The organism is Bacillus thermozeamaize, from assembly GCA_002159075.1.
Lineage (GTDB): Bacteria > Bacillota > Bacilli > ZCTH02-B2 > ZCTH02-B2 > Bacillus_BB > Bacillus_BB thermozeamaize.
Map to the genome: position 1 here is coordinate 17641 of LZRT01000142.1, position 26405 is coordinate 44045.

Below are 26405 nucleotides of genomic sequence, written 5' to 3' on the forward strand. Positions count from 1 at the left end.
GGTAAAATGGGGGCATGTACGAGGACAGCTTATTTGGGAGAGGGAAACTGATGTCAAAAAACCATCATCACCTGTCACGCTGGAGGGCCTTACGAACCTGCGTGGTTGTTTGCCTGACAGCCATTCTCGCACTGACCACGGCAGCGCCATCATCGGCCGGCGGAAACCCAGCCGCATCTTCTGCCAACGGATTCCTTGCCGCCGCACCCGCTTCCCCGGCTGCCACGAACGAAACCGCGCCAGAAGATGATGCCCGCGGCCTGATCGTCCGTTATCTGCCCGATGCAGGCCCAGCGGTCAAGGCATCCATCCGCCGGGAAGCAGGAATGCGATTGGTTGAGGAACTTCCCCTGATCAATGCGGAACTGCTCCAACCGATAGACGCACAGCGGGCCGGCGGAAGGGAACCCTTCTCCGGCTCTGCCAAACAAAACCATGGCATAACAAAAGCGAACACGGGCAAGAAAACGGAGATGGCCGTCCTCCGCCTGGCAGCCAGGGCTCTGGCTAAGCATCCGCAGGTGGCCTACGCCGTGCCGGATCGGCGCGTCCACCCCGCCCAAGTTCAGGAAAGCGCCATGTATCTGGCTTATGCCGAGCAGCCGTACTGGCCCCTGCAGTGGGGACTCCATAACCGCGGCCAGCCGATCCGGGGCGTCCAGGGAACTCCGGGAGTGGACATCAACCTGTTGGGCATGACTTCTTTTTTGCAGCACGCCGGACTGACCGGCGAAGGGGCCGCCAATGCTCCGGAAGTGGTCGTGGCCGTCATCGATGACGGCGTCGATTTCAGTCATCCCCAACTGGCCGGCCGGATGTGGACCAATTCCGGAGAAATTCCCGGAAATGGCGTGGACGACGATCAAAACGGGTATATCGACGACATCCACGGATGGGATTTCTATTATGATAAGCCCACGGTGCACGATCCGGGGGAGGACTTTCACGGCACCCATGTGGCAGGCATCATCGCCGCCGATCACCAGAATAAAGGCATCGCCGGCATCGCCCCCCATGTCCGGATCATGGCATTGAAATTTATCGGTCCGGAAGGAGGGTACATTTCTGACGCCATCCGCGCCATCCAGTACGCTTCGCAGATGGGCGCATCCCTGATCAATGCCTCCTGGGGGATTGAAGGGGAGCGGTTGGATGAGCTATTGCCCTTGCGGGATGCCATTGAAGCTTCCGGACTCCTCTTCATCACAGCAGCCGGGAACCAAGGCGTGGACATCGACTCCTCTCCCCTCTTTCCGGCCGCCTTTGATTCGCCGAATCTCATCTCCGTCGCCGCCGTCGACTCGCGCGGACGACTGGCCCGCTTCAGCAATTACGGCAAGGATCGGGTGCACCTGGCGGCTCCCGGCCAGGACATTCTCAGCACCTTTCCGCTCACGCCGCCACGAATGGTGCACTACAGCCGGCAAAACGTCACGCCAAGTCCATCTGATGCTTCCGTCAGCGGCGATGGCGAATCCCTGGTTCCAGACGACGGCTATCGCTTCCTGGACGGAACCTCCATGTCCACCGCTTTTGTCTCCGGCGTGGCTGCCTGGATGTCCACCATTCACCAGGAATTGTCTTCCTACGAAATGAGACGCATCCTGATGGACAGCGGGCGCACGCTGAAGCAAACCATCGGTTATACCAGCACCGGTAAAATGGTGGATGCGGCTTCGGCCGTCCAGCAAACCCTCGAAACACGGGGACCGGTGCGGCGGATGGCGGGAAACAACCGCTATGAAACGGCCGCCATCCTCGCAGCCAACTATTATCAGCCTGGGGTCCAGACCCTGCTCGTCGCCACCGGGGAAACCTTCGCCGATGCGCTGGCAGCCGGACCGGCAGCCCAATTGCTGAAATCGCCGGTTCTTCTGGTCAACCGCGATCAGATTCCGCCCGCCACACGCGCAGAACTGCTGCGCCTGAAGCCCAGGGAAATCATCCTCCTCGGCGGCAAGGAAGCCGTCAGTGACAGCGTTCTCAGCCAGCTTCGCGGGTTTACCACCCGGTACCGGGCGTTCAGGATTCCCGGCACCGATCGATACGATACGGCCGCGCGCCTTTCACGGCAACTGTTCCGTCCGGGCGTCCCCGTCGTCTATCTGGCCACCGGCGAACACTTCCCCGATGCTCTCGCCGCCAGTGCAGCGAGCAGACATCTTCAGGGACCCATCCTGCTGACGGCCAGGGATGTCTTGCCGGCTGCCACAAGGGAGGAACTGGAACGCCTGCAACCCAAGCAGATCATCCTGCTCGGCGGCGAACAGGCCATTTCACGGGCGGTGATGGCAGAACTGCACGGCCTGACGAGCGGAACAGTCCGGCGGATCGCCGGGGAAAACCGTTATGACACAGCCGCCCAGATCTCGGCCACGTGGTTCCCACCCGGTACCGCAACCGTATTTCTGGCCACCGGCGAACACTTCCCCGACGCCCTCGCCGCCGGCCCGCTAACCGGCATTGGAAAAGGCCCTCTCCTGCTTGTCACGCCGGACGCCATTCCGCCGGCCACCATGAACGAATTACAGCGTCTAAAACCCAAGCAGATCATTCTGCTCGGCGGCAACCAGGCCGTGTCCGGAACGGTGCAAAACCAGCTCCGCCAATGGCTCTCGCAATGAATCCATCCAAAGCGATACAAAGAAAAATTTCAATGATGGAAAAGAGAAGAAAAAGATCTCAATGAACATCCCAACGAACGAAATGAACCCATCTTTCTCACAAACGACAAAATAAGCTGCCCGCGAAATTCAGGGCAGCTTTGTTTATGGGAACGGCAGGAATTCCTCTCCTCTTATAGAATATCTTTACAATCACATTTTCTTTTCAATCATCGGATGTTCCGTCCCGGCGGAGGAAACCTTCCGGCGGAGGAAACCACCGTTCATATGCAAATCAGATGATCACTTATGAAAAGGATGTGAAAAAATGCAGCGTAAAACCAGGTTCACTTTGGCAGCCATCGTTCTCAGCTCAGCCCTGACAGTAAGCGCACTGCCGGGCGACCTCGGCGCAGCGATGGCCGCCGCGGAAAAACCGCCGGTCAATGTGAGCAGCAAAAAACAGACGCAAGCCACCTTGACACGGGCGCAGTTTCTGAAGCAGGTTGTGGATGCACTCAAGTTGCCGAAGAAGGATCAAAAAGGCAGTGCATTCAAGGACACGGGCAAGCACTGGGTGGAAACACAGGGATATATCGACGCCGCCATCAAGGCCGGCATCATCGACAAAACGTCCAAGTATTTCTACCCCAACACGGCCATTACACGGGAAGCAGCGGCGTCAATGCTGGCACGGGCTGTCCGTACCAAACATCCCCTGCCAGCGGCCAACCACGTCCCACCCTATCTGGATGCCGGCCAAATCAACAAGGCTTTCTATCACGACATCAACTGGGCCACTTGGTTGGGACTGATCACCCCAGACAGCAACAGCCGGCTGTCGCCGAAAAAAGCCCTGACCCAGACAGAACAAAAACAGCTGATGCAACGGCTGAACACCCTCCTGCAGAACCTTGCCAAACAGAAAACCCTGCCCGCTCCGCCAATCATCCCCCTTTCCCAGATCAAGCCGGGCATGGAGGGCGTGGTGCACACCGTCATTGAAGGAAACAAAATCGAATCGTTCACTGTCAAGGTGATTGATGTCCTCAAGGGAGAGGGAGAAGGAGGCGGCGACATCATCCTCGTCCGCGCCTCCGGCGAACTGCTGAAGCGCTCGTATGGCGTAGCATCCGGCATGAGCGGCAGCCCGGTCTACTTTAACGGCAAGATCGCCGGTGCCCTGGCATATGGGTTTACCGACCCGATGCTGGCCGGCTTGACCCCAATCGAAGCCATGCTGAACGGCGCGCCCGTCAAACCGAAAGCCACCAGCCTTGCACTGAAGCAGCCGCTTCAGATTGACGGCGTCTCGTACAAGAAAGTGCAAATCAGCGCCACGGCGCCAAAGACGGGCCAGAAGACTGCACCATCCACCTTGTTGGGGTACACCCTGCCCACACCCCTGTTCGTCTCCGGGCTGGGAACAAAGACCTTCAACGCCCTGCAGGAGCAGCTGCAACAGAAAGGATATACCCTGCTCAACGCGTCACCCTACAGCGGCCAGCCGGCCTCGATGAAAGCGCTGGGACGTCCCCTGCAGCCCGGTGACGCGATGGGATTGGTCCTGGCCTCAGGCGATCTGCGGTCCTATGGCATCGGCACCGTCACCTATGTGGACAACAACCGGCTCTGGGCATTTGGACATCCGGCCTTGTGGACCGGTGAGACCAACGCCCTGCTGACGGAAGCCTGGATTACCACGGTCATCAGGGGAGCCGGCGATGGCTTGATTTCCCCCTTCAAGTATGGCATCCCCGGCAAGGCAGTGGGCACCATCACCGAGGATCGGGCTGCGGCAGTGGCCGGCATCATCGGCAAAACACCCCAGCTCGTCCCTGTCAACGTCAAGACCAAAGATCTGGATCGCAACCGGGAACACACGCTGAAAACCAGCATCATACCCAACCAGGATATTCTGCCTTCCTATGCCGCCGTCACCGCTGCGGAAGGGATCTACCGCGCCATCGATCGGTTGGGTGACACCCGTGGCACCAACCGGTTTACCGTCCAGGTGGAAACAGCCGAATTCGGCACGATCACCCGTACCGACATGCAATATGACAGTTTCGATACGGCATACGCTGCCTATGCGACGTTGCTGGAACTGATGAACATCCTGACCAACAATCCGTACCAGCCGATCACCATCAAACAGATCAGCGTCAACAGCGAAGTCAGCAAAAACAACACCACAGCCAGAATTGTCAATGCCCAGCTGAAACATCCGGATCTGGCGATCAAGCCCGGAGATTTCATCGTGTTCAGCATCACCTTGCAGCCCTGGAGAGCGCAACCTGTAACCCTGGATGTGCCGGTAAAAATTCCGGAAGACTTGGCGCCGGGCGCTTACGAAGTGCGTATCCTCTCCAGCCAGAATGACTTTTTCTTCCGTCCGTTGAACGGCTCCGGCGAGGAACCGCAGTCGCTTCAGGAGATGATTGACGATTTCATCAGCGCACCGAAGGGCAACGACATCATCGTCGATCTCTACCCCCTCGGGACCGAACCCGGGGCGGAAGCGCCGGAAATGGAAAATCCCGGCCTGGACAAACCGGATTCCGGGGAAGACGAGGCTATCAAACCCATCCGGAGTACGTACAGCACCCGATGGGCCATCCAGGGAGAAGCCAGGAAGCCGCTCACGATCCTGGTGTCAGCAGGCAGCGACGTTCCCGGCGAGGAGCCCGTCCCTACACCGTAACCTTACCATACACGACCCTCCCGATGCTGCCGAGCACGCATCAACGCAACGCCGCAAAATGTACAAAAAAGCTGTCCCGTTGCCGGGACAGCTTTTTTCCCATACATCTGCTGGGTTACTCTGCTGAACTACAGCTTCGTCTGTCGATCTACAGCTTTTTCCCATTCTACTCCTGACCTGTAGAGGGATCGGTCGGCTGTTGCTCCAACAGCGCCGCAAAGATGGCCTTCACCTCGGCCTCCACCTCACTGCTGACCGCCTTCTCCCCGCCAAAGATGGTGACCGTGGAATCCTCATACAGCACAGCCTCCAGGTAGAGACCCACTTCCTCATCCAGTTTGCCCGCATGCGTGTAGATAATCGGAGCGCCTAGCAGGGAACCCACGTAGCCGGCGGATACGGCATCGGCCAGTCCTTCCCAGCCTACAAGCAGGACATCAGCAGCCGGCAACAGCTCCGCCAGATACAGGCTGGTTTCCATGCGGTTATCCCCGCCAATTTGCATCGCTTTCATCTTGACGCCATTGACCGTGGTTCCAGGTAACAGGTTGTTCAGCTGGCCGAGAACAGCATCGGAAACCACCGCTTCTCCGCCAACCACGAACGCCGCTTTCACTCCCAGCTCCTGAAGGCCTTTCAAGGTGACCTGCGGGATGCTGTCCTTATTCACCATCAGAAGCGGCATGCCTTGCCCGGCCAAAGGCCCGGCCACCAGCGCGTCGGCGGGCGCCCGTCCGTTGACGATCAGGGCCACTTCCTCAAAATAATCAGGCGCAAGTTGCTTGGCTTTTTTGGCAATTTGCACCGCCGTCGCTTCCCGCGTCTCTCCGGCGATCCGCTCCACCTGATACTGCTGTTTCAAGGTTTTCTCCACCTGGGCGGAAATGGCCTGTGGCCCGCCGATCAGGTAAATTTCCTTCACTTCGGCGCTTGCCAGATAGTCGGCGACGACATCCGGCACTTGCCCCGGCTGGGTCAAGAGAATCGGCGCATCAACAGCCCCAGCCAGCACACTGGCGGCCAACCCATCTGCAAAATCATTGCTGTTGGAAACGAGGATCACGCGCTCTGTGACCGGGTAGATCTCGGAGGCAGCAGCCACGGAAGTGGCAAAACGATCTTCCCCCGCAAACCGGAACACATGGTCTTCCTCTGAAGCGGAGACGCCCACTTTCCCTGCGGCAAAGGATGCCTGGGGAAGACAAAAAGCCAATGCCAGCAGGCAGGTGAGCATCATCATGGCGAAACTTCCCTTGCGGCGATGATGTACTGGATAAATGTTCAATCTCGGTTCTCCTCTCTGATGATGTTTTATGTATCAACCATCATCCAGTCTACTCCCGCAGGGAAATGTTGTCACGGACCAAATTCTTCCTTCCTTGAACGGTTGGCAAGGGAGAGCCAGACGGCGACAAAACGCCACACGAGATAGCCAAACACGAGCATGAGAAAAGTCGAAATGTCCAGGATCCCGGTATGGATGCCGATGAGGGACATCCCCAGCAGGAACGCGTACAGAAAACCAATCACCTGCTGTTCAATGCCTCTGGCCTTTTTCATCAGGATGTACAAACTGCCCAGGACCAGCCCCAAAAGCAGCATGCCCACTGCCACTCCAATCAGCCCGAAATCCACATAAAACGGGCCGATCAAAGAAGGAGTGGTCGTAACCTGGGGGCGGTTGCCGAGAAGGTTGGTGACGATCCGCCTGGGAGAAAACTGTTCTCCAGGCATGGCCGAGAGAAAGGCGGACAGGTGAAACTGCCCAAACATCCCGCCGGATGGCGGAATGAGGTATGCCAGCATCTGGAAAACCGAAACCCCTTCCCGCGTCACCAAGTGAAACGGAACCAGCCAGGACCATGCGGGGTCAATCCCGATCCGCATGACATAGTCATTCCACCCGTTCACGCCATAAATGAGAATTTGGCGCAAATAACTGAAAAGCGTCCCGCTGAGAACCACCAGCAGGCCAAAAAAACCCAGCTGAACCGCGGTGACGGGGCGGTGCTGATAATGCCACCAAAGCAACAGGATAAACGCCAGATAAATCAGCGGCGTCCGGTAGGCCAACAGCACCAGAAAAAGAACAATCATGCCCGTCATGAGAAAAAGGGCCCGCCAGCCCCTTTCCAGTCTGCGGCTGGCTCCCACAAAGAAATACAGCCCAAGACCGAACCACAGGCCTTCCGTCAACATTTTCACCGCTGCATTGATGTTGCCCCGGTTGTCAGGATTAAGGATGGGAATGCCGCTCCGGATGACCAGCAGGGAGGCAAGAAATCCCAAACCGATGATCAGATAAGACAACCAGCGCAATCGTTGCGCTGCCTTCTCCTCTCGCTCTTTCAACGGCTGGTCGGAGGCATTCACGCGAACAATTTTTTCATAAAACAGCAGGTTGGGCGCGTCCCGCAGAATCCGGCTTGCCAACAACGCACCAGCCAAATAAAACACCAGACCCATGCCAAACACCAGCAGCACAGACGCCGGCGGATACCAGAGATTGCTCATGGGCAACATGCCTAACAGCACATATCCGATATAGACCAGCGGAAACAGAATGACCGGTGAAAACCAGTCCAGTTGTCTTGCTTGGCGGTTCACTGTCCCTCTCCCCTGGTGATCCTGATATCCGCGCAGACACCTCTGTAATGCCAGGCGTTGGAGTAGATATCAATGGTGTCGTTCAGCTTTAAAGGACGGCCTCCCACGTAAAGGTTTATCCCGTTATACTCCCCCGGTCCCTTCACGGTGATGAGCAAGTCGTACTTGATCTGGGAATCCTGCGTCACCAATTTGCCGTCTGCTGTCGGCACCTCCACCTTGGCAGGGCGGACGGCAAAATCGGTGACTTTTCCCGCCGCATCTGCCGCCACATCGAGTCGCACCTCTTCCCCTACCTTCACCTTCTCGGCAAGTTCGGCACGGATGTCGGGAACCAATATGGTCCAGGTGGCTTCCACTTCTTCCATCGGGCCCACTTTTCCAGCCATGTTGATATAGACCAAAACGCCGACCACAGCCCCTACCACGATCAGGCCAATGATGATGAGATCGATCCATGTCAAAGGACCCAGGACTCGTTTTCTCGCAGCCAATGCCTTTCCTCCTCTGTGACGTTTCCTCTCAAATTTACAAAAGCATGAAACCCTTTCATTTTCTGCTCCACAACAGCCAAAGAAATTTTGGCAAGGCCAGCTGCCTGCGCCAGCGGGAGGGTTCTTTTAACAATCGGTAGAACCATTCCAATCCCGCCTGCTGCATCCATTGCGGAGCGCGCGGGATGTTCCCGCAAATCACGTCGTAACTTCCTCCCACTCCCTGGAAGATGGCAGGTATGAGATGCTGGCGATGCTGCAGGATCCAGTACTCCTGCTTTGGGCTGCCCATGCCCACAAAGAGAATCTCGGCGCCGGACCGGTTGATCTTCTCGAGCACCGCCTGTTCATCTTGAAAATAGCCATCCTGCGTACCCGCGATTTGCAGCCCCGGAAAGCGTGCCTGAAGAATGCGGGCGGCCGCATCCGCGACCCCCGGCTTGGCGCCAAGCAGGAAAACGCGATATCCTTTGGCGGCCGCGTGCCGGCAGAGAGACAACATCGTATCAATGCCGGTCACCCGGGAACGGATGGCGCCCCCCTGCAAGCGCGAGGCCAGGAGAATCCCGACCCCATCCGCAATCGGAAACTCCGCCCGGTTCAACAGCTCCAGCAGGGCAGGGTCGGACTGGGCCTTGATGATTTTTTCCGGATTGATGGCCAGGATCATCCCCTTCCTGCCTTCCTGAATATAGCGGTCCACTTTTTCCAGTAAGGTTTCGTATGTAAAGGCCCCGACACGCACGCCGAGAATGGTTTCCATCGGTACGTCAAACGGGTCCGGCTGATCGCATTGCCGATGGGCTTCAGATTGCGTATCCAACGGACAACCCCCCACACGAGTCAGAATCGATTGAACATCTTCCGGAAATATCCCTCACCGGTGCGTCCCGGGAAGATACCGCCGAATGATGGCCAGCTCCTTCACCCGCAAGAGCCGGTACCCGATAAGAAGAACGGCAAGCCCTGACACCCCTCCCGCAAAGAGGTGCAGGCAAGCGGCGCCCGGAGCCGGGAGATGGAACCAGAAGCCTGTCTGGGCGGCCAGCCAGCTCTTGATCCCCAGTGAGATCGCCGTGGCTGCGCCAGTAGGCAGCGCCACCTGGAGGAGCAGGATGAGGATGGTTCGGGCATGTTCCCGCAACGGCAGCTTGGACTGAATCAGACCCCAGAGCCAAACGGAATTCAACAAACCGGTCACGCTGACAGCGGCCGCCAGGCCGTTCAACCCGAAAGCAGGGCGCAGGAACCAACTCAGCAGGCCATTCAAGAGAAGGACCACCGCCAGCGAGGCCAGGACGGGCCGCCAGTTGTCTTCCAGCGAATAAAAAAATCGCAACCAGAACAGGTTCAGCGCATGAAACGGCAATCCCCATGCCAGCACGGCTAGCGCGCTTGCCGTGCGAACGGCATCTCCAGCAGTAAAGGCGCCGTAGCCGAGCAGCATTTGCACGATCTCGGAAGCAAAAGCAGACAAATAAGCGGCCAGCGGCACCAATGACAGTATGGCCATCCGCGTGCCGCGGATAAACGTATCCGCCATGCGGGAGTACTGACCGCCGCGGGCATCCTCGGCAATTCCGGGAAAAAGGAGATTGGCAAACGTACCGACCAGCACCGTCAACGGCAACTGCATGAGCAACATCCCGTAGTTGAAGGCAGCAATCGATCCTTCCGGCAAACCTCCAGCAAAAAAACGGCTGACCAGGGCGTACAACGGCATCACCGCCCCACCCAGAGCAATGGGAACCGATACCAGAAAGATGCGGCTTGTCCCGGGGTGGGACATGCGCAGGCGGTACCTGTAGCCGATGCGATAAAGCTGCACGGCTTGCAAAAAAGCGAAACTGACGGCCCCAGCCAGCACGCCCCAGGCGGCCGCCGCGATCCCGACCGGCCTGGCGCCTGCCAAAAGGAAAAGGATCACCGCCAGGTTCAGGGACAGATAGGCCACAGCGGCCAACTGAAAGCGGCGATGGGCATTCAGCATGCCTGTGAAAATCGATCCGGCCATCAAAAAGAAAGCGGCCGGCAGCATGATCTGATACAGGCGTGCGCCCTCGGCCAACGTTGCGGCCGGCGCCTCCGGGGACAGCCAGGAAATAAAGGTTAACGGCCAAAGCTCACCACAAACAAGAAGCAGGGTAAAACCGAACAACAACTGGTTGACCAGGGCGTTGGCCTTATCCCATCGTTCCTGCGGCTCGACATCTCCCACCAGGTAAGGAATGATGGCGGTGGTCAATGCGCCACCCACCACCAGATAGAGAAAATTGGGAATCGTGTAGGCCAGCAGAAAGGCGTCTGTGGCTGCACTGGCCCCAAAATAATAGGCCAGGATCATCTCGCGTACAAAACCAAGCAGGCGGGCCAGGATGTTGACCAGCGCCACCCACCCGAACAGTTTCAGAAAATGTTTGCGCGACTCCATCCCATTCAGGCCCCTTTTCACCCACACTGACATCCGCCCGCAACAGGCAGAGAAAATCAGGCAGAGAAGGTCAGCGGCTCTCAGCGGCTCTCGAATCGATCCTTGCGAAATCAATCCTTTCAAATCGATCCTCTTGAATCGATCCTGAATGATCCTGCAGAAAATGATCCGCTGAAATCCCCTACTGAAGAATTTCCCGGTAGATGGCCATGTGCCTGGCGGTGAACGTCTGCAACGAAAACTCCTCCCTGACGCGCCGCTGAAGCTGTTCAGAAAGCTGCCGCAATCGTTCCGGATGCGCAAACAGCGCCCGCAAGGTGGCGGTTAAGCCGGCGACATCCCCTGGCTCCACCAGGCACTCCTCCGGCAACAGATCCGGAATTCCTCCGACACGCGTGGCCACCACCGGTGTCCCCGCCTTGATCGATTCCAGGATCACGTAGGGAAAACTTTCGCTCCTGGAAGTCAACACGGACAGGTCGGCCGAGGCCAGCAGCGCTTCCACATCCTCCCTGAAACCCATCAAGCGGACATGAGAAGTCAGGTCCAGCGAATAGACAAGCTGCTGGAGACTCTCCCGTTCCGGCCCGTCTCCGACCACCAGCGCCTTGACCGGCCTGTTTTCCTTCAACAGGAGGGACAAACTTTTCAGGAACAGGGGAATATCCTTGACGGGATGGAGGCGGCCCACCATGATCAGCAGGCGGTCCTCCGGCCGCAAGGTTAACCCGGCCATCTCGGACAGCTGCTGACGTGAATAAGCCGGCGCAGGGTCGTTCAGATCGATCCCATTATACACCACGCTGATGCGCTCCGCCGGAAATCCCTGCGCTGTCAATTGTTGGGCAAAGGTGCGCGACACCGCGATGTAATGGTCGAAACGTTTCAATGCCCAGAGGTTCAAGCGGGTAAAGAGAAGCCTTTTCCACCAGGGCTGGTGGATGTAATCCTGATGGATGTCGCTGTGAATCGTGGTCACAAATCGGAGCGGCATGCCGTTCCCGCCCGTTTTTTGCCGCTCCTTTTTCAGGGCGGCAGCGACAAAATTGGCCCTCCCGCCGTGACTGTGGAAAATCGTATACCCTTCTTCCGCAATCCGGCGGGAAAGCTCCCTGACCACACGCATGTCGCGGCGACTGGCCTGTTCAACCAGGGAGACAGGCAACCCCGCTGCCATCGCCTGCTCATACACGGGACCCTGGATCAGACAAACCAGATGGATCGGAATCTGAGAGGACAGTTCCTTGAGCAGGGTAAGCACGTGTTTTCGGGAGCCGCCTGTCTCGCCGCCGCTGATGAGCATCAGCACTTTTGGCGTTTGACGTTGGGGCATCGGGCCGCCTCCTTACCTGATCAGCCTTACAGGGAAACAGCCACTGCGTCTTCTGGCTCAGATTTTCCAGAAATCAACCTTCAACCTCTGCAGTTCTTCTGCCTGGTAGACGTTCCGCGTGTCCACCACAAACAGCTGTTCCGCAGCCAGCGAACGCCACTCCGCGATCCTGTCAAAGGGGATCTCCGCCTGCCGTGCCAGGATCATGATGACATCCGCCCCCCGCACAGCTTCGGTAAAGTCCGCCACCTTGTAAGGATACTGGGTCGGCACCGCCGGATCGTATGCCTTGACCTGGTAGCCTTCCTGCTGCAGCAGGCGAATCGTCTCGAGCGGCGGACTGATCCGGTCATCGCTGGAATAATCTTTCATCGCGATGCCGAGCACCGTCACGCGCACATCCTGCGGCCGGCGCTGCCTCTTTTGTGCCCAGAGATTGACCTGCTCGACAAGCAGCCCGGGAATCGAGTCATTGATCTGACGAGCCAGCCGCAACAAATGGAGCGGCACATTCATCTCCTCCGCCTTCGGCAACAGATAGTACAAGGCATTGGGCAAGCAGTATCCGCCCACACCGGGACCGGGTGTCAACAGATTGACACGTTTGTGCGTGTTGGCCACCCGGATCACTTCGTGAATGTCGATACCCAGCGCCTCGGTAAAACGGGCAAACTCCTGCACCATCGCGATGTTCACATCGCGCGAAACATTTTCAAATACTTTGCTGGCTTCCACCACCATCATGTCGCTGGCGCGGTAAATGGGAGCCCGTGTGGTCACCTTGGCGATGATCGCCTCGGCCGCGGCTGCCGAACGGCCATTGACACCTGCCAGAACGGCCGGCATGCTTTCAAATTCCTCGAATGCTTTGCCTTCGGCAATCCGCTCCGAACAATACGCCAGATCAAAATCCTCTCCGGCCACAAGACCGCTGGTCTCCTCCAGGATCTGACGGAGCATGCCGCCCGTCATGCCCGGGATGACCGTGCTGCGGATGATCACCACCTGACCAGGTTCCAGGTATTGGCCGATGCTGGACATCGCGGACCGCAAGTAAGAAGTATCCGGATCCCCGGATTGAATCGGAATGCCGACGGTGACAACGATGGCCAGCGACCCCGGAATGGCTTCACTGTAATCCGTCGTCGCCCGGAAGCGACCGCTCTGCAGCTCTTCCTGAAGGATTTGGCGAATGCCTTTTCCCGCGTAACTTTCCAGATGATGGGTAATGCCCCGGTTAATCTCCTCCACCAGCGCGGCATTGGTGTCCACGCCGATGACAGGCGTCCCTTTCATCGCAAAACTCAGTGACAATGGCAGCCCGATATATCCCAGGCCGATCACGGCGACACGTTCTCGCATCACTCTTCCCCTTTTTCCTATATTTTACAACAAACATGGCACCCTGTGGTGCCACGCTGCATCATCATGTGCTGCATAAACATGTACGCTAAAACTAAAAGATCATGCTCCAGAGTTCGTTTAACTTGTCTAGCCAGTCGGGGCGCTCCTTCTCATGCTGGGCGTCATCTCCTCCTGCACGCTCTCTCACCTCGGCCGACGAAGCCAGCTGCTGATTTGCCGCCGGCGTGAGAGGAGGAGCCGCATCGTTCCCCGCCTGCACATCCGGTTCGGCGTCCATGCGGGCGACCAGTTCGTCATGAATGCGCTGGCGCTCTTCCTTATCGACGAGAATGTACCAAAGATTTTGGGGCCCCATTCGCGTGCTGGTCCCTTGCATGGTCAACGAATCGATATCCGATCCTTTCAGATTCCGGAATTGCGCCATCAGATGAGGAATCTCTTTGGGAGGGATATTGTGCTGCACATTGTCTCCCAGGATATCCAGCATGGCAAACAGATTGTCCAGATTCCGCAAGGATACCGCCTGATCGACCAGGGCCCGGATCACTTGTTGCTGACGCCGGTTCCGGCCGAGATCCCCTTCCGCGTCATGGCGAAAGCGGGCATATCCGAGCGCCTCCTCCCCATTGAGGACCTGCAGCCCTGGCCGCAGGTTGATACGGGCATCCGATGAATGATACACCATCCGTTTTTCCACGTCGATTTCGATGCCGCCCAGTTCATCAATCAACTCTTCAAATCCCTTGAAATTGATAATCACATAATAATCAACGGGAATGTCAAGGAATCGTTCCACCGTCTTCAACATCGTACCCGTGCCATAGTTATAGGCGTGGTTGATCTTGTCCTGCTTTCCCCTGCCGGCAATCTCCACATAGGTATCACGCGGAATCGACAACAGGGTGACCTTCTGTGTCTTGGGATTTGCGGCCGCCAGGATGATCGTGTCCGGCCGTCCCCGATCGCCTTTCCCGCGGGAATCGGTCCCCATCAACAGAACCGTAAACGGTTCATCCTTCTTTTTCTTGACCGGCTCAATGGGCAAATCCTGATCGCTGGAAGCCTCCACAGGCTGATAGGTCTTGTGAAGGGTATTCCAAACCTTAAACCCGGCAAAGCCGATAAATGCCACCATCAACACCGACAGCAGCAGCACCACGCGCCGCAGGGTACGGTATCTTTTTTTCGGCTTTCTCCCTTTGGAACGCATGCGCCCTCGGGAGTGTTTTTCAGAACGCGGTTCCACGCGAAGGACCCCTTTCTCTCCTCTCCGAGTGCTTACGGCTTCTTGGACTCGGAACTGAAGCTGACTCTCAGGCGGTACTGCACCCGTTTCAACAGGTTGATGACCGGCTGATACCGCTTGCTGACGAGACCAATTTTTTCCACGCCAATCTCCGCCGCGATCAGGATGATGATCACCAAAACGATGGCTTCCAGCGCGGTGGCCTGCGAGAGAAAGACCGCCAGCATCCCGAAGATGGCTGCAATCCCATAAATGCTAAGCACCGTTTGCCGGTGAGTCAGGCCCATTTCCAGTAGCCGGTGGTGGAGATGGTTCCGATCCGGCTGCATGACCGGCTTCTTATGGAGAAGACGGCGGATGATCGCGAAAAATGTGTCGGAAATGGGCACCGCCAGGATCAGAATCGGAATCACCAGGCTGACGAAAGTCACCTGCTTGAATCCGAGCAAGGACAAGACAGCCAGGCTGTAACCAAGAAACAGCGAACCGGAATCACCCATGAAAATCTGCGCCGGGTGAAAGTTGTAAAAGAGAAACCCGATCACGCTCCCAAGCAACAGGCTGCACAGAAATACCACCGGCCAGTTGCCCATGATCACCGCCATCACCAGCATCGACGTGGTGGCGATGGCCGCGACCCCTGCAGCCAAGCCGTCCAGCCCGTCGATCAGGTTCACCGCATTGGTCACGCCAATCACCCAGATCAGGGTGACCGGGATGCTGAGCCATCCCAGAAAGACGCTGTCGCGATCAAAAGGAAGGTTTAACAAATTGACCTGAAAGCCGTAGATGATCGGCACCAAGGCAGCCAAAAATTGGCCGATCAGCTTGGCGACAGGCGATATCTGAAATTTGTCGTCCAATATTCCTACAAGCAGGATGATTCCCCCGCCGATCAGCAGCACATACACGGATGGATGTCCTGGCCAGAGCAACAAGAGCGCCACGGTAAACCCAAAGTACATGGCCAGGCCTCCCAGCCGCGGCATCACCTTGCGATGCACCTTGCGCGAATCCGGCCGGTCCACCGCGCCAATGAAAAAGGCCAAGCGCTTCACCAGGGGTGTCGTGAACGCGGTCACGAGCAATGCGATGAAAAATCCGATGAATTCATCCATATAAAAGACCAAGCGGCTCACCCCAAACCTTGCTCTCTTTCACTATACTACCTGCAACGCTTTTCGTCCAATCCTTGGTCCTTTGTCCGCGAAATATCTTTGTTTGTTTATAGTTTATAGAGTTGTCACGCCTTTATAGGTTTTCGTCGCCATCTTCCCGTTTGGGTCCAATGGCAAGGAGAACCTCCCCTTCTGCCGCCACCTTTCCTTCCACCGTGGCAACACAGCGGGCCCTAGCCATCTGTCCGCGTGCACGAAGGATCTCCGCTTCGATGCGAAGGCAATCTCCCGGGCGGACCTGTTCGCGAAAGCGCACGCCATCGATCCCGGCAAAAAAGCCAAGGCGTCCTCTGTATTCCTCCTGGGCCAGCAAGGCGACACCCGTCACCTGAGCCATGGCCTCTACGATCAATACGCCGGGCATCACCGGATAGCCGGGAAAATGCCCCTGAAAAAAGGGTTCATTGTATGTGACATTTTTCAACCCCACGGCACGCTTGCCAGGCTCGATCTCGATCACCCGGTCAATCATCAAAAACGGATAGCGGTGCGGTAGAATGTCCAGCAGTTGTTGGATATCTTTCATCTTTATCCCCCTATGAAGATGAGACGGATCAGGCGGCGCAAAGGTAACGAGAATCGTGCTCCGCCAGGTACCAGGCAGCGCCAAGGAAAAGTATAAATTCACCGGGCCTGTCAACAATATGTACTGTCCCAAGCTGGTGCTTGGGTTCAGATACAGGAGCATCGCCAACGGCGCGATGCTCATTTATTTCAGAGGCCATTTACTTATTTAAGAGGCGATTCGCTGCTGTCGGCCCTTTTGTAAATAGTTCCAGCTCGTAAAAAAGGAAAAACAGATGACAAATCCCAGAAAATGGACACTATAGGGCACGTCAAAGACAATCAAAAAAATCGCCACATAAAAGAAGAAAGTGGTCGCTTTTCCCCAATGATCAGCGGGAATGGGCTGATGTCCCCCGACGGCCAGGAGGGCACCCCCAACAATCATACCCAGATCCCGCAAAAAGACAAGTACGGCCAGCCACCACTGAATGACGCCCGATATGACGAGGGACAGGATGACAGACAACATCATCAGCTTGTCAGCCAGCGGATCCAGGATGATTCCCAGCTCCGTCACCAGTTTGAATTTACGGGCCAGATAACCATCCAGAATGTCGGTCAGCCCTGCCAAGAGAAAAATGCCAAAACCCCACATCATGTGATGCGGAATGCCGGAAAAAAAAACGAAAAAATACACAGGCACCAGCAACAAACGGAACGTAGTCAACAGGTTCGGCAGATGTTTCAAGTTCTTCCTCCTCCTCTTCATCCGCTCTCTGTCAGGAGGACTTATCTACTAATATACCCGAACCTCGCCTGCTGGGCATTGCATCGTTATGGAAGCAGAGGAAAAACATGGCAAACCATCGGATCATGGAGCAAACACCAGGTCCCAAACGTGCTTCCAGGTGGCCCAGCGAAACACGTCACCCAACGATTCTTTCCCCAACAGGGTATATCCCACCGTCATCCCGAGAAAAAAGCTGAAAAGGAGGACGGCCGGAAACGAAAGCAGCAGGATCAAAAGCCAACGCCTTTTTTTCCTCATTCTGTCATCATCACCTATCCGCGAAGCGAGTTGGCCAGACCCAACAGGCGATCAGCCGAACTTAACACCTGCGCATTCAACTGGTAAGCGCGCTGGGCAAGCATCAGCTGGCTGATCTCCCAGGCCAAATCGACGTTGGAAGCCTCCAGATAACCCTGACGAATCGAAACGGTTCCTTCTCCGCGCATTCCTATGGGAATCGCTTCCCAGACAGGCGGATCACCCGGCTGGTTGCCTGCCAGCACGGCGTCAGGAATGCGATAGCGGTTTTCCCCGATGGACTCCAGGATATCGGATGAACGAAAACGAACGAGGGAAATCGCCTGATTCAGGGTTTCAACCTGTCCGTTTTCCCGTTCTATCGTCATGCGTCCCTGCGGATCGACGATCAGCTTGCGGAAGCGCGGCAACACCAGCGGCTGGCCATCCGTTCCCAGCAGCCGGTGTCCGGAAGCGGTCACCAGATGCCAGTTGCCATCCCCCGCCGGCGAAAGGTGAAAATTGCCGTCACGCGTATACCAGGTCTCGCCGTCTGCCCCTTCCAACGCAAAAAAGGCATCTCCCTGGATCATCCAGTCCAGCTCCCGTTCCGTGTGCAGCGGCTGTCCCGCCCGCCAATCCGCCAGCGTTCCAGCCAGCCGCACGCCGTTCCCCTGGCGAAGCCCTTCCACTGTCAAACGGCCCTGGGCTCCCAGCTGCCGGGGCTGCTGAAGATAGGCCAGGAACAGGTCACCGAACGCCGCTTCCCGGCTTTTATAACCGGTCGTCTGAAGATTGGCCAGGTTGTGGGAAGTGATGTCAATGGCCTGCTGGCTGCTGCGCATGGCCATCGCGGACATCAGAACAGAAGGGTTCATCGGTTCACCTCCGCTTGCTACACGCGCCCGATTTCATTTACGGTTTTGTCCAGCGTCTTGTCGTACGATTGGATGACGCGCTGATTGGCTTCATAAGCCCGTCCCGCCAGCATCAGATTGACCATGCTGCGGGCCGGATCGACATTGGAACGTTCCAGGAACCCTTGCCTGATCACCCCCGCCGCAGGCGCAGGCGGCGGAAGCTCCCCGTCCTGCATGCGATACACCCCGTCTCCTTCCCTGATCAGGGAATAGGGGTCATCCACCGTCACCGTGGCCAGATACAGCGGCTGATCCGGCATCGGATCATTGTCATACAGGATGCGTCCTTCAGGGGTGATGCGGAAAGGACCGTCAACAGCAATCGGCTCCAGGACGGGAGCTTGTCCGGCCGGCGGCTGACGGAAGCCCATCACACGATACCCTTGCGGCGTCACCCACTGACCCAGCTGGTCCTTCGTCCATTGCCCGGCACGCGTCAACGCATAGGTACCATCCGGCAATTGGATCGTGAAAAAGGTGACCGGCATCTGTCCTGTCTCCGGATCCGGACGGGGATCGTCCAGGATGGCCACATGCAAGGGCTGGCCCGTTTCAACAGGGGTTCCTTGCTGGAACAGGGGCAGCCGTTCATCCACCAGGACGCCGTGAGGAAGGGAACCCAGCTGGGGCGCTCTCCCCCTCGTCCCGCCCAGCCGCCAGACGAGGTATTCGGGAAACGTCCTCATCACGGCCTCTTCCGCCTTGAAACCAATGGTGTTCAGATTGGCCAGGTTGTTGCTGACCGTATCATGCCACCGCTGGCTGATCATCATCCCGGCAGTGGCCAGGTCCAGTCCACGTAACATGCTTTCCCTCCCTCGGCCTTTGCTTCATCTCCTCTGTTGCGAACAACCTATGTATTCATGTGTATGCATGCCAAACTTTTCAGCTCAGAAACTTGTCCCCGTTCATGCGTGAGAAGAGGCGGTACCCGTTCGTACCACCGGATGATCACTGTGTTGGAATTCGCGTTTCGCCAATACCGCCTTATTGGTTATTCGCCACCGGCTTGAAAATTCCTGCCAGATCCCCACTTTTTTCGATCCATTTCGCGGCGATTCGTCAAAACCCTATCGCTTGGCTGCTTTGCGGGTGGCTGCAAGGGCTGGTTGTTCCTCCTGATTTTTCTTTTTATACTTGATTTTTGTGGCCTCTCCGCCACGCAGATGCCGGACCGATTTATGATGTTCCAGAATTTTTTTAACTTCTTCATAAAGTTGCGGGTTGATTTCCGGGAGCCGTTCCGTAAGATCTTTGTGTACCGTACTCTTGGAAACGCCAAATGCTTTGGCTGTCATGCGAACCGTATTCCGTGTCTCGGTGATGTATCGCGCGATGTTCACGGCCCGTTCCTTAATGTAGTCATGCACACCCCTCGCCTCCCTGCTTTTCACAATGTCTGGTACATTATATGAGGGGGGACTGCATATATTCGATATTTCCAAGCCTGACAAGCCTTGATTTCGCGTATTTTGCAAAAAAGACATCCCCCGCGCTTTTTCAGGCGGGGGATGTGTGCCGGTTTTGCCTGTGTCAATCCTGTTCCTCTGCTTTTTCCTCTGAATCGGTTGTCTTTTTCTCCGTATCAGTGGTTTTTTCCTCTGAACCAGTGGCCTTTTTCTCAGACCCGGCCGGCGAAGGAGGATTCAGGTACGCAAGGGGTGAAACGGGTTTTCCGTCCTTGCGGACCTCAAAGTGCAGGTGGTTGCCGGTATCCTGCTCGTATTCGTTCCGTCCGGCAATCCCCAGCACGGTACCCTGCTGCAGGACATCTCCTTCTTCCACGTACACTTCGGACAGGCTCTGGTACACCGTCACCAGCTGATCATCGTGGGTCATCTCGATCAAATATCCGACCAGCGGATCCTGCGCCACGCGGGTGACCTTGCCGCTCAGGGCAGCAATCACCTCAAACGGCTCGCCGCTTTTCAGCGCATAGTCAATGCCGTTATGGGCCGTATAGCTGTCACCGTACTTGACCATCGCCTGGGCATTTTTTTCCCCGGCCTTGTCATCGAAAAAGTGGCGAACGACGACCATCTCTGCATCTTTTTTGACCGGCTCGATCATCACTTCCTTCTGGCCTGTGACAGGAACGCTTTGCTCCTCATTCTGGGTCAGGTTTTGTCCCTCCCGGACCGAAATGCCGAGATCCTCCTTATTCAAGGGATAGTCATTTCGATCCTGAAGCTGCCACATAACAGTAAAGATGATGGCTGCCACAGCCAGGTAAACGACAGGCGGTACCCATTTGTTTCGGAACCAGGTTTTCCACTTGGCTCCCTTTGCCCGGCCCGTCCCTTTCCTTGCCGTCTGCGCCATCACCGTTTCAGCTCCTGCCTCTTTCACGGTTTTCTCTTGTTCTGCAGGAGGCTGATCCGGCAACATGTCAACAGCATCCATGGACTGCGCGGCATGTTCCAACTCGTGGGAATGTTGCTCATGTTCCTTATGATTCATTTTTTGCATCACCTCAGGATCCATTGTGGACCATTTTCGTCAATTCTAAACCTGAGGGATGTTCAGTTTTGCGAATCGTTTTTTGCGGTCTGTTTAATCCACTGGCGGTAGTCTTGCAATTCGACCCCCTGGTAGTAATAGCGGATGATCTCCTCCGCCTTTTTTCCTTCCTTGGCCATGCCGTCAGCGCCATACTGGCTCATCCCGACACCATGGCCGTAGCCGTTTGTCGTAAATTCCAGCTCATCTCCGTTCACCCGGACGGTAAAATCGGATGAATTCAGCCCCAGCGCTTCGCGAATCTCCCGGCCGCTGAACAGCTTGTCCCCGATTCGCACCTCTTTGACCCGATGGCCGGTGGTTTTGGAAACCACTTCGATCCAGGGGCGTCCATCCGTCGTAGCGGTCACCTCCGGCTTGAGCGACAACTTGGCGAGAAATTTCTCGAGCGGCAACTTGACGGTGGCCTGGAATTTGGGGGAACGCGCATCCCACGGCGAAGGAACGCTCTTGAGGTAGGGCAAGGCGTTGCCGTGCCAATATTCATGCGCATTTTCCGTATATCCGTTGCTGGTGGAAAAAAAGGTGGCGTAGATGGGCTTTCCTTTATAGGTAATGACTTTCCCGCGCGTTTCGGCCACTGCCTTTGTCAGTTTGGCCATGTTTTTCTCGTAGGCAAGCCCCCAGCGCGCACGCAAGGTATTTTCGTCCAAGTAGGCCTGGTGTTGGACCGTATCCGACACCATGGCGCCTGCCGGAACATCTGAAAAATCGCCGAGAATCAGCCGCTGCACGATGTAGGTTCGGGATGCGATGGCCTGCGCTTTGAGCGCTTCCAGTTCAAAATCGATGGGCATCTCGGCGGCCACCACCCCACGCACGTACTGTTCCAGCGGCACCTGGATCACCCGCTTTTCCTGACTCAGGTACACCGTGACCAGCGGTTCTCCAGCCTCCGGGTCCAGCCGGATCGTCTCCTGCCGGGCGGCAGCCTCCTCCACCTGGCCTCCCTGTTTGAACCCAAGGACCAGCAAAGAGGGGATCAGGATGATGACAAGACTCATTCCGACGATGAAAAGGAAAATCTGTCGCTGCAATCGTTTCTCCTCCTTTTGCCTCCTCCGCATATGCCATCCCTTTCACCAGCTCGTCCATATGATCCTATGTTGCGGTCCCAGGGTTTAGAACCACAAAAAAACCCCTGACATCGTTTGTCAGGGGTAAAGATGTTGTCAGGAGTAAATAGAATCAGCTCAGGTTTGCCACGGATTGGGTTTCCCGCTCCTCATCGCCGACGCGTTCTTCCTGGGGAAACGGAACCAAATTCCGGGGTGGCGAGGGCTCGCTCTCCGGCACGCGCTCCACGTCCGCGCCCAAAGCTTGCAGCTTTTCGGCAAAATGAAGGTAACCGCGATCCAGATGCTGCAATCCATACACATGGGTCGTGCCTTCCGCCGCCAGCCCGGCCAAGACAAGCGCCGCCGTGGCGCGGAGATCGCTTCCCGTCACGTGCGCGCCTTTCAGCCGGCAAGGACCTTCGACAATGGCGGTACGGCCCTCGATTTTTACTTTTCCGTTCATCCGGTTGAACTCCTGAACATGCATAAAGCGGTTTTCAAAAACGGTTTCCGTGACGACGCCAGGTCCTTCCGCCACCAGCATCAGGGCCATCATTTGCGCTTGCATGTCCGTCGGAAAACCAGGATAGGGGAGCGTCTTCAGATCGACATTCCGAAGCGGCCCATTGCGCCTGACGCGGATTCCCTGCTCCTCTTCCTGGCAGATCACCCCCATCTCCGTCAGTTTGGCGATGACGGGTTTCAAATGTTCGGCAATCGCGCCCTCCACAAAAACATCCCCGCCCGTAATGGCGGCGGCCACCATGAAGGTACCGGCTTCAATGCGGTCCGGGATGACGGTGTGGCTGGTTCCGTGCAGATCCTCCACGCCCTCAATGCGGATGGTTCCGGTCCCTGCCCCCCGAACCCTTCCACCCATCGCATTGAGAAAATTGGCCAAATCCACGATCTCCGGCTCTTGCGCGGCATTTTCGATGACGGTGGTGCCCTTGGCCAGGACGGCCGCCATCATGATATTTTCCGTCGCCCCTACACTGGCCACATCCAGATAGATGGTATTGCCAGTCAGCCCGTTGGGTGCGTATGCCTCGACATATCCGTTGCCGAGCGTCACGCGAGCGCCTAATGCTTCAAAGCCCTTAAGATGCTGATCAATGGGACGCGACCCAATGGCGCAGCCTCCGGGAAGGGAGACACGGGCCTGGCCAATCCGCGCCAACAGCGGCCCCATGACCAAAAAAGAGGCTCTCATTTTGCGCACCAGTTCGTACGGGGCCTCTCCGCTTTGGATACAGGTGGCATCCACGGACAACCCATTCGCCCCGTAACGGGTCTTGGCACCCAAAGATTTCAGCACGTCGCACATGGTGTTGACATCATCCAATTCAGGGGCATCCTGAATCAAGCTAATTCCCTTCTTCGCAAGGAGCGAGGCAGCCAGGATGGGCAAAACCGCATTTTTGGCACCTTGGATTTTCACAGTACCATGTAAAGCTCTACCTCCACGTACGACGATTTTTTCCACTTTATTCCCTCCAAGTCAGTTGTTCCAAGGAGAACCGCCGTGAACACACCCGCACTATGTATACCTGATGCAAGGCTGTCCGATTCTGCAACTCGCAGACTCGCGTGGCATTTCTCTGTACACTGATGACCAGTGTATCATTGAATGGCTGCAAAGCCAAGTGCCGAAACCCGTTATTTCTAATATGGTCAACAAGGCGGCGTTGTATTCGATAGATACAGAGTTATAGATTTAGGCCAAAGCGGTTCAAAAAGCTCAAAATAAGTATCGCAACAGCGTGGACCAGTTCAGATAATCCATGACAAAACGGGCAAACGCATGTCCCAACGTGAGGGAGAGCAAAACCAGCAAAAGCTGGAACGAACGATCTTTCACATTTTTGACAAACAGGTCCCAACGAATGGCTTGCAAAGCATACCACGCCAGCAGTATGCCGACAAGGGAAACCACCATGCTCAGCAAGCCGGCCCAGGCGACTTGGTTCACAGCCCCCTCCCCTTTCCTCCCTCCAGCGAGGGTGTACATGCCAGTGACGCTCTCTCCTCATCATTAACAGACGATTTTCTCAGACGTTGGTATCGACAAAAACCCACATAATAAATCAAGTCGAAAGCTATTTCCAGTTTCAGGCGGTGCGAGAAAAAATCCGGGACGCGTTGTCCCGGATCCAGGTGTACGCCGCTGCTTACAAGGCCGGGGTGGCCGGCGTGAAGAACTGCTGGATGACTGGAAAGTACTGGTGCATCAGATCAAAAGCCAGCCCTGGGTAAACCCCCAGCACCAGGGTGCCTACCGCGGCAAAGAGGATGAGCAATCCGAGGACTGGCGGGACTTTCAGGCGATCAGCCACGGCGGGAACGCGGAGGTACATCTGCCGGACTATCTTGAAATAGAAGGCGTAAGAGATCACCGTCGTGACAGCCATCAGTACCGGCAGCCACCAGTTCCCCATAGCGAGGGTGCCCAGAAGAATGTAGAACTTCCCGAAAAACCCGGCCGTGAAGGGAAAGCCGGCAAGGGACAGCAAAAAGAGCGTTGCGGCAAGCGCCAGCCAGGGCGAACGCCGGTACAGCCCGGCAAAGATCCGGAGGTTTGTATCCCCCGATTGGCCGACAACCAACAGGACCGTGAACAGCCCCAAATTCATCAACAAATAGGCGACGAGGAAAAAGAGCATCTGGTCAAACATCAAGGTGCTCATCATCGCAAACGGCACCAGCAGATACCCGGCCTGACCGATGCTGGAATAGGCCATCAGCCGCTTGACATCCACCTGGTGGAGGGCCGTGGTGGTCCCGATGATCATGCTGGCAGCCGCCACAATCGAAAGAAGCCAACCGATCGCCGGCAATTTGGATTCCATCAGATCGCCGTAAAAGGCGAGAAAGAAGACCCGCATCATCATCGCCAGACCAGCCGCCTTGGAAGCCACCGACAAAAAGGAGACCGTGGGAATGGGCGAACCTTCATAGACATCCGGGGCCCACATGTGGAACGGCACCGTGGACACCTTGAACCCGAAACCGACCAGCATCAGGCCAAAGCCGATCATCAGGATGAAGGAATATCCGGAATTCCAGGCTTCCGGCAGGCGCTCACCGATGGTATACAGGTTGGTCGAGCCTGTCAAACCGTAGATGAAAGAAAACCCATAGAGCAGCGCGGCTGACGCAGCGCCGCCATACACGATGTATTTGAAGGCCGCCTCGTTTGATTTGACATCCCGCTTGCGAATCCCCGCCATGATATACGAAGCGATGCTCATCGTCTCCAGCCCGATATACATTGGGATGAGATCGGCTGAGGAAACCATGATCATCGCCCCGAGCGCGGCGGTCAGCATCAGATACAGGTACTCGGCGCGGGTGTCCGCCTCCTTGCGCCCGCCATCATAGATGATCTGGACGAGCGAAAAGGCCACAGCCGCCAGGATGATCAGCTTGAATGCCTGGCTGAAGGCGTCCATGCGAAACTGTTCGCCCAGGATCTCCTTCGGCTCTCCGCCCAGATGGGCAATCATCAACGCCATGGCCAGCAGGACGCCCAGGACGGCAAAAGCGCCCAAAAAACGGCGAGGGTTCTTCCGGGGGAGCAACAAATCGCACACCAACACCAGGATCGCGGTGACCAGAACCACGAGCTCCGGCGCCATCAATCCCCAATCGTATGAAAGCACCGGATGAAGCTTTGTCTCAACTTGTGTCTCCATACCCATCGCTCTATCCCCCCAACCTCAGCAATAACGACTGCAGCGTATTTTGAAGCGGATCTCCGAGGACTGAGGGGATCACCCCAAGGAGCAGAACCAGTGCCAGCAAGGCAATCGCCGGGATAAACTCAAGCACCCGCACATCGTTCACGCCTCCCTCTTGCAGCCGAGGAATGAGCGGGCCAAAGGTAATCCCCTGCATCGCGCGCAGCAGATAGGCTGCCGTCAAAATCATCCCCAGGACGCCGACCGCGGCAAATCCCGGCAACCGGTTGAAAAGCCCGTGAAAGGTGAGAAATTCGCTGACAAACCCGGACATCAGCGGCAACCCCAGGTAGCCCATTGCGGCAGCCAGGAAGACGCCTGACAGCACCGGCATCACCCGGATCAGTCCGCCCAGTTCGTCCAGGCGGGTCGTTCCCGTCCGCAGGTAGATGATCAGGAGAATGTAGAACAACAACGGTGACAAAAGACCATGCGAAACCAACTGGAAAATCACACCCTGCCATCCGCTGGCATTCATCGCCGCAAGCCCGAGGAGGACAATCCCCATGTGGCTGACGCTGGAGTAGGCCAGCACGAGCCGGATGTCGGTTTGCCGGAAGGCGATCAGCGCGCCGTACAGGATGTTGATCACGCCAAAGACCGCCAGCGCGAAGGCGAAATCCCGGATCTGTTCGGGGAACAGCCCCGCGCCGAACCGCACGAGACCATACC

21 protein-coding genes and 1 pseudogene are annotated in these 26405 nt (G+C 56.7%); 2 read left to right on the forward strand and 20 right to left on the reverse strand.

The features are described from left to right. Positions 1-101: 101 nt before the first annotated feature. Together BAA01_04240 and BAA01_04245 are read left to right on the forward strand one after the other, a co-directional pair. Positions 102-2624, forward strand: a complete 2523-nt coding sequence (locus BAA01_04240) for a hypothetical protein (protein OUM84149.1) — start codon at positions 102-104, stop codon at positions 2622-2624. Between the two features lie 307 nt (positions 2625-2931). Then, entirely contained in the window at positions 2932-5307 is a 2376-nt protein-coding gene (locus tag BAA01_04245) for a hypothetical protein (protein ID OUM84150.1), read from the forward strand. A gap of 166 nt (positions 5308-5473) precedes the next feature. On the opposite strand, the gene BAA01_04250 is transcribed toward BAA01_04245, so the two are convergent. The 20 genes and pseudogenes from BAA01_04250 to BAA01_04345 form a co-directional block, all read right to left on the reverse strand. Further along, positions 5474-6592, reverse strand: coding sequence for a hypothetical protein (locus BAA01_04250; GenBank protein ID OUM84151.1), 1119 nt, complete (start codon positions 6590-6592; stop codon positions 5474-5476). 71 nt (positions 6593-6663) lie between these two features. After that, positions 6664-7914 (reverse strand): hypothetical protein, encoded by a 1251-nt coding sequence (locus BAA01_04255; GenBank protein ID OUM84152.1) that lies wholly within the window; start codon positions 7912-7914, stop codon positions 6664-6666. Continuing rightward, positions 7911-8408, reverse strand: a complete 498-nt coding sequence (locus BAA01_04260; GenBank protein OUM84153.1) for a hypothetical protein — start codon at positions 8406-8408, stop codon at positions 7911-7913. The genes BAA01_04255 and BAA01_04260 overlap by 4 nt, the downstream gene beginning before the upstream one ends. A gap of 55 nt (positions 8409-8463) precedes the next feature. Further along, positions 8464-9171, reverse strand: coding sequence for an N-acetylmannosaminyltransferase (locus tag BAA01_04265; protein ID OUM84169.1), 708 nt, complete (start codon positions 9169-9171; stop codon positions 8464-8466). 114 nt (positions 9172-9285) lie between these two features. Further along, positions 9286-10839, reverse strand: a complete 1554-nt coding sequence (locus tag BAA01_04270) for a murein biosynthesis integral membrane protein MurJ (protein OUM84154.1) — start codon at positions 10837-10839, stop codon at positions 9286-9288. A 181-nt stretch (positions 10840-11020) separates the two neighbouring features. After that, on the reverse strand, positions 11021-12172 hold the full coding sequence (locus BAA01_04275; GenBank protein OUM84155.1) for a hypothetical protein: 1152 nt from the start codon (positions 12170-12172) through the stop codon (positions 11021-11023). 57 nt (positions 12173-12229) lie between these two features. Beyond that, a complete protein-coding gene (locus tag BAA01_04280) occupies positions 12230-13534 on the reverse strand; it encodes a nucleotide sugar dehydrogenase (GenBank protein ID OUM84156.1) in 1305 nt (434 codons plus the stop codon). 94 nt (positions 13535-13628) lie between these two features. Beyond that, on the reverse strand, positions 13629-14783 hold the full coding sequence (locus tag BAA01_04285; GenBank protein ID OUM84157.1) for a hypothetical protein: 1155 nt from the start codon (positions 14781-14783) through the stop codon (positions 13629-13631). A gap of 32 nt (positions 14784-14815) precedes the next feature. Then, complete coding sequence (locus tag BAA01_04290; GenBank protein ID OUM84170.1) at positions 14816-15901, reverse strand: undecaprenyl-phosphate alpha-N-acetylglucosaminyl 1-phosphate transferase; 1086 nt, start codon at positions 15899-15901, stop codon at positions 14816-14818. A gap of 133 nt (positions 15902-16034) precedes the next feature. Next, positions 16035-16487: a 3-hydroxyacyl-[acyl-carrier-protein] dehydratase FabZ gene (locus tag BAA01_04295; protein ID OUM84158.1), complete on the reverse strand. Its 453-nt coding sequence runs from the start codon at positions 16485-16487 to the stop codon at positions 16035-16037. Between the two features lie 207 nt (positions 16488-16694). Continuing rightward, the gene (locus BAA01_04300) at positions 16695-17237 is read right to left on the reverse strand and encodes a CDP-diacylglycerol--glycerol-3-phosphate 3-phosphatidyltransferase (GenBank protein OUM84159.1); all 543 of its coding nucleotides are present in this window, start codon (positions 17235-17237) and stop codon (positions 16695-16697) included. A gap of 293 nt (positions 17238-17530) precedes the next feature. Beyond that, positions 17531-18373 carry a hypothetical protein gene (locus tag BAA01_04305; GenBank protein OUM84160.1) on the reverse strand — a complete coding sequence of 281 codons (843 nt, stop codon included), beginning with the start codon at positions 18371-18373 and terminating at the stop codon, positions 17531-17533. 17 nt (positions 18374-18390) lie between these two features. Next, entirely contained in the window at positions 18391-19221 is an 831-nt protein-coding gene (locus BAA01_04310) for a hypothetical protein (GenBank protein OUM84161.1), read from the reverse strand. A 264-nt stretch (positions 19222-19485) separates the two neighbouring features. Next, on the reverse strand, positions 19486-19785 hold the full coding sequence (locus BAA01_04315; protein OUM84162.1) for a sporulation transcriptional regulator SpoIIID: 300 nt from the start codon (positions 19783-19785) through the stop codon (positions 19486-19488). A gap of 163 nt (positions 19786-19948) precedes the next feature. After that, positions 19949-20875 carry a hypothetical protein gene (locus BAA01_04320; protein OUM84163.1) on the reverse strand — a complete coding sequence of 309 codons (927 nt, stop codon included), beginning with the start codon at positions 20873-20875 and terminating at the stop codon, positions 19949-19951. 62 nt (positions 20876-20937) lie between these two features. Further along, entirely contained in the window at positions 20938-21972 is a 1035-nt protein-coding gene (locus BAA01_04325; protein OUM84164.1) for a stage II sporulation protein D, read from the reverse strand. A gap of 238 nt (positions 21973-22210) precedes the next feature. Then, positions 22211-23479, reverse strand: a pseudogene (locus BAA01_04330) (UDP-N-acetylglucosamine 1-carboxyvinyltransferase). 255 nt (positions 23480-23734) lie between these two features. Further along, on the reverse strand, positions 23735-24004 hold the full coding sequence (locus tag BAA01_04335; protein OUM84165.1) for a hypothetical protein: 270 nt from the start codon (positions 24002-24004) through the stop codon (positions 23735-23737). A gap of 160 nt (positions 24005-24164) precedes the next feature. After that, positions 24165-25688, reverse strand: a complete 1524-nt coding sequence (locus tag BAA01_04340; protein OUM84171.1) for a hypothetical protein — start codon at positions 25686-25688, stop codon at positions 24165-24167. A gap of 10 nt (positions 25689-25698) precedes the next feature. Beyond that, positions 25699-26394, reverse strand: a complete 696-nt coding sequence (locus tag BAA01_04345) for a hypothetical protein (GenBank protein ID OUM84166.1) — start codon at positions 26392-26394, stop codon at positions 25699-25701. Between the last annotated feature and the right edge of the window lie 11 nt (positions 26395-26405).

Bases quoted from the DNA above. Each gene is read 5' to 3' on its own strand.
- BAA01_04245 (OUM84150.1), top strand. From the start codon at position 2,932: ATGCAGCGTAAAACCAGGTTCACTTTGGCAGCCATCGTTCTCAGCTCA.
- BAA01_04265 (OUM84169.1), bottom strand. From the start codon at position 9,171: ATGGAAACCATTCTCGGCGTGCGTGTCGGGGCCTTTACATACGAAACC.
- BAA01_04270 (OUM84154.1), bottom strand. From the start codon at position 10,839: ATGGAGTCGCGCAAACATTTTCTGAAACTGTTCGGGTGGGTGGCGCTG.
- BAA01_04275 (OUM84155.1), bottom strand. From the start codon at position 12,172: ATGCCCCAACGTCAAACGCCAAAAGTGCTGATGCTCATCAGCGGCGGC.
- BAA01_04280 (OUM84156.1), bottom strand. From the start codon at position 13,534: ATGCGAGAACGTGTCGCCGTGATCGGCCTGGGATATATCGGGCTGCCA.
- BAA01_04290 (OUM84170.1), bottom strand. From the start codon at position 15,901: ATGGATGAATTCATCGGATTTTTCATCGCATTGCTCGTGACCGCGTTC.
- BAA01_04295 (OUM84158.1), bottom strand. From the start codon at position 16,487: ATGAAAGATATCCAACAACTGCTGGACATTCTACCGCACCGCTATCCG.
- BAA01_04300 (OUM84159.1), bottom strand. From the start codon at position 17,237: ATGAAGAGGAGGAGGAAGAACTTGAAACATCTGCCGAACCTGTTGACT.
- BAA01_04305 (OUM84160.1), bottom strand. From the start codon at position 18,373: ATGAACCCTTCTGTTCTGATGTCCGCGATGGCCATGCGCAGCAGCCAG.
- BAA01_04310 (OUM84161.1), bottom strand. From the start codon at position 19,221: ATGTTACGTGGACTGGACCTGGCCACTGCCGGGATGATGATCAGCCAG.
- BAA01_04320 (OUM84163.1), bottom strand. From the start codon at position 20,875: ATGAATCATAAGGAACATGAGCAACATTCCCACGAGTTGGAACATGCC.
- BAA01_04335 (OUM84165.1), bottom strand. From the start codon at position 24,004: ATGTACACCCTCGCTGGAGGGAGGAAAGGGGAGGGGGCTGTGAACCAA.
- BAA01_04340 (OUM84171.1), bottom strand. From the start codon at position 25,688: ATGGAGACACAAGTTGAGACAAAGCTTCATCCGGTGCTTTCATACGAT.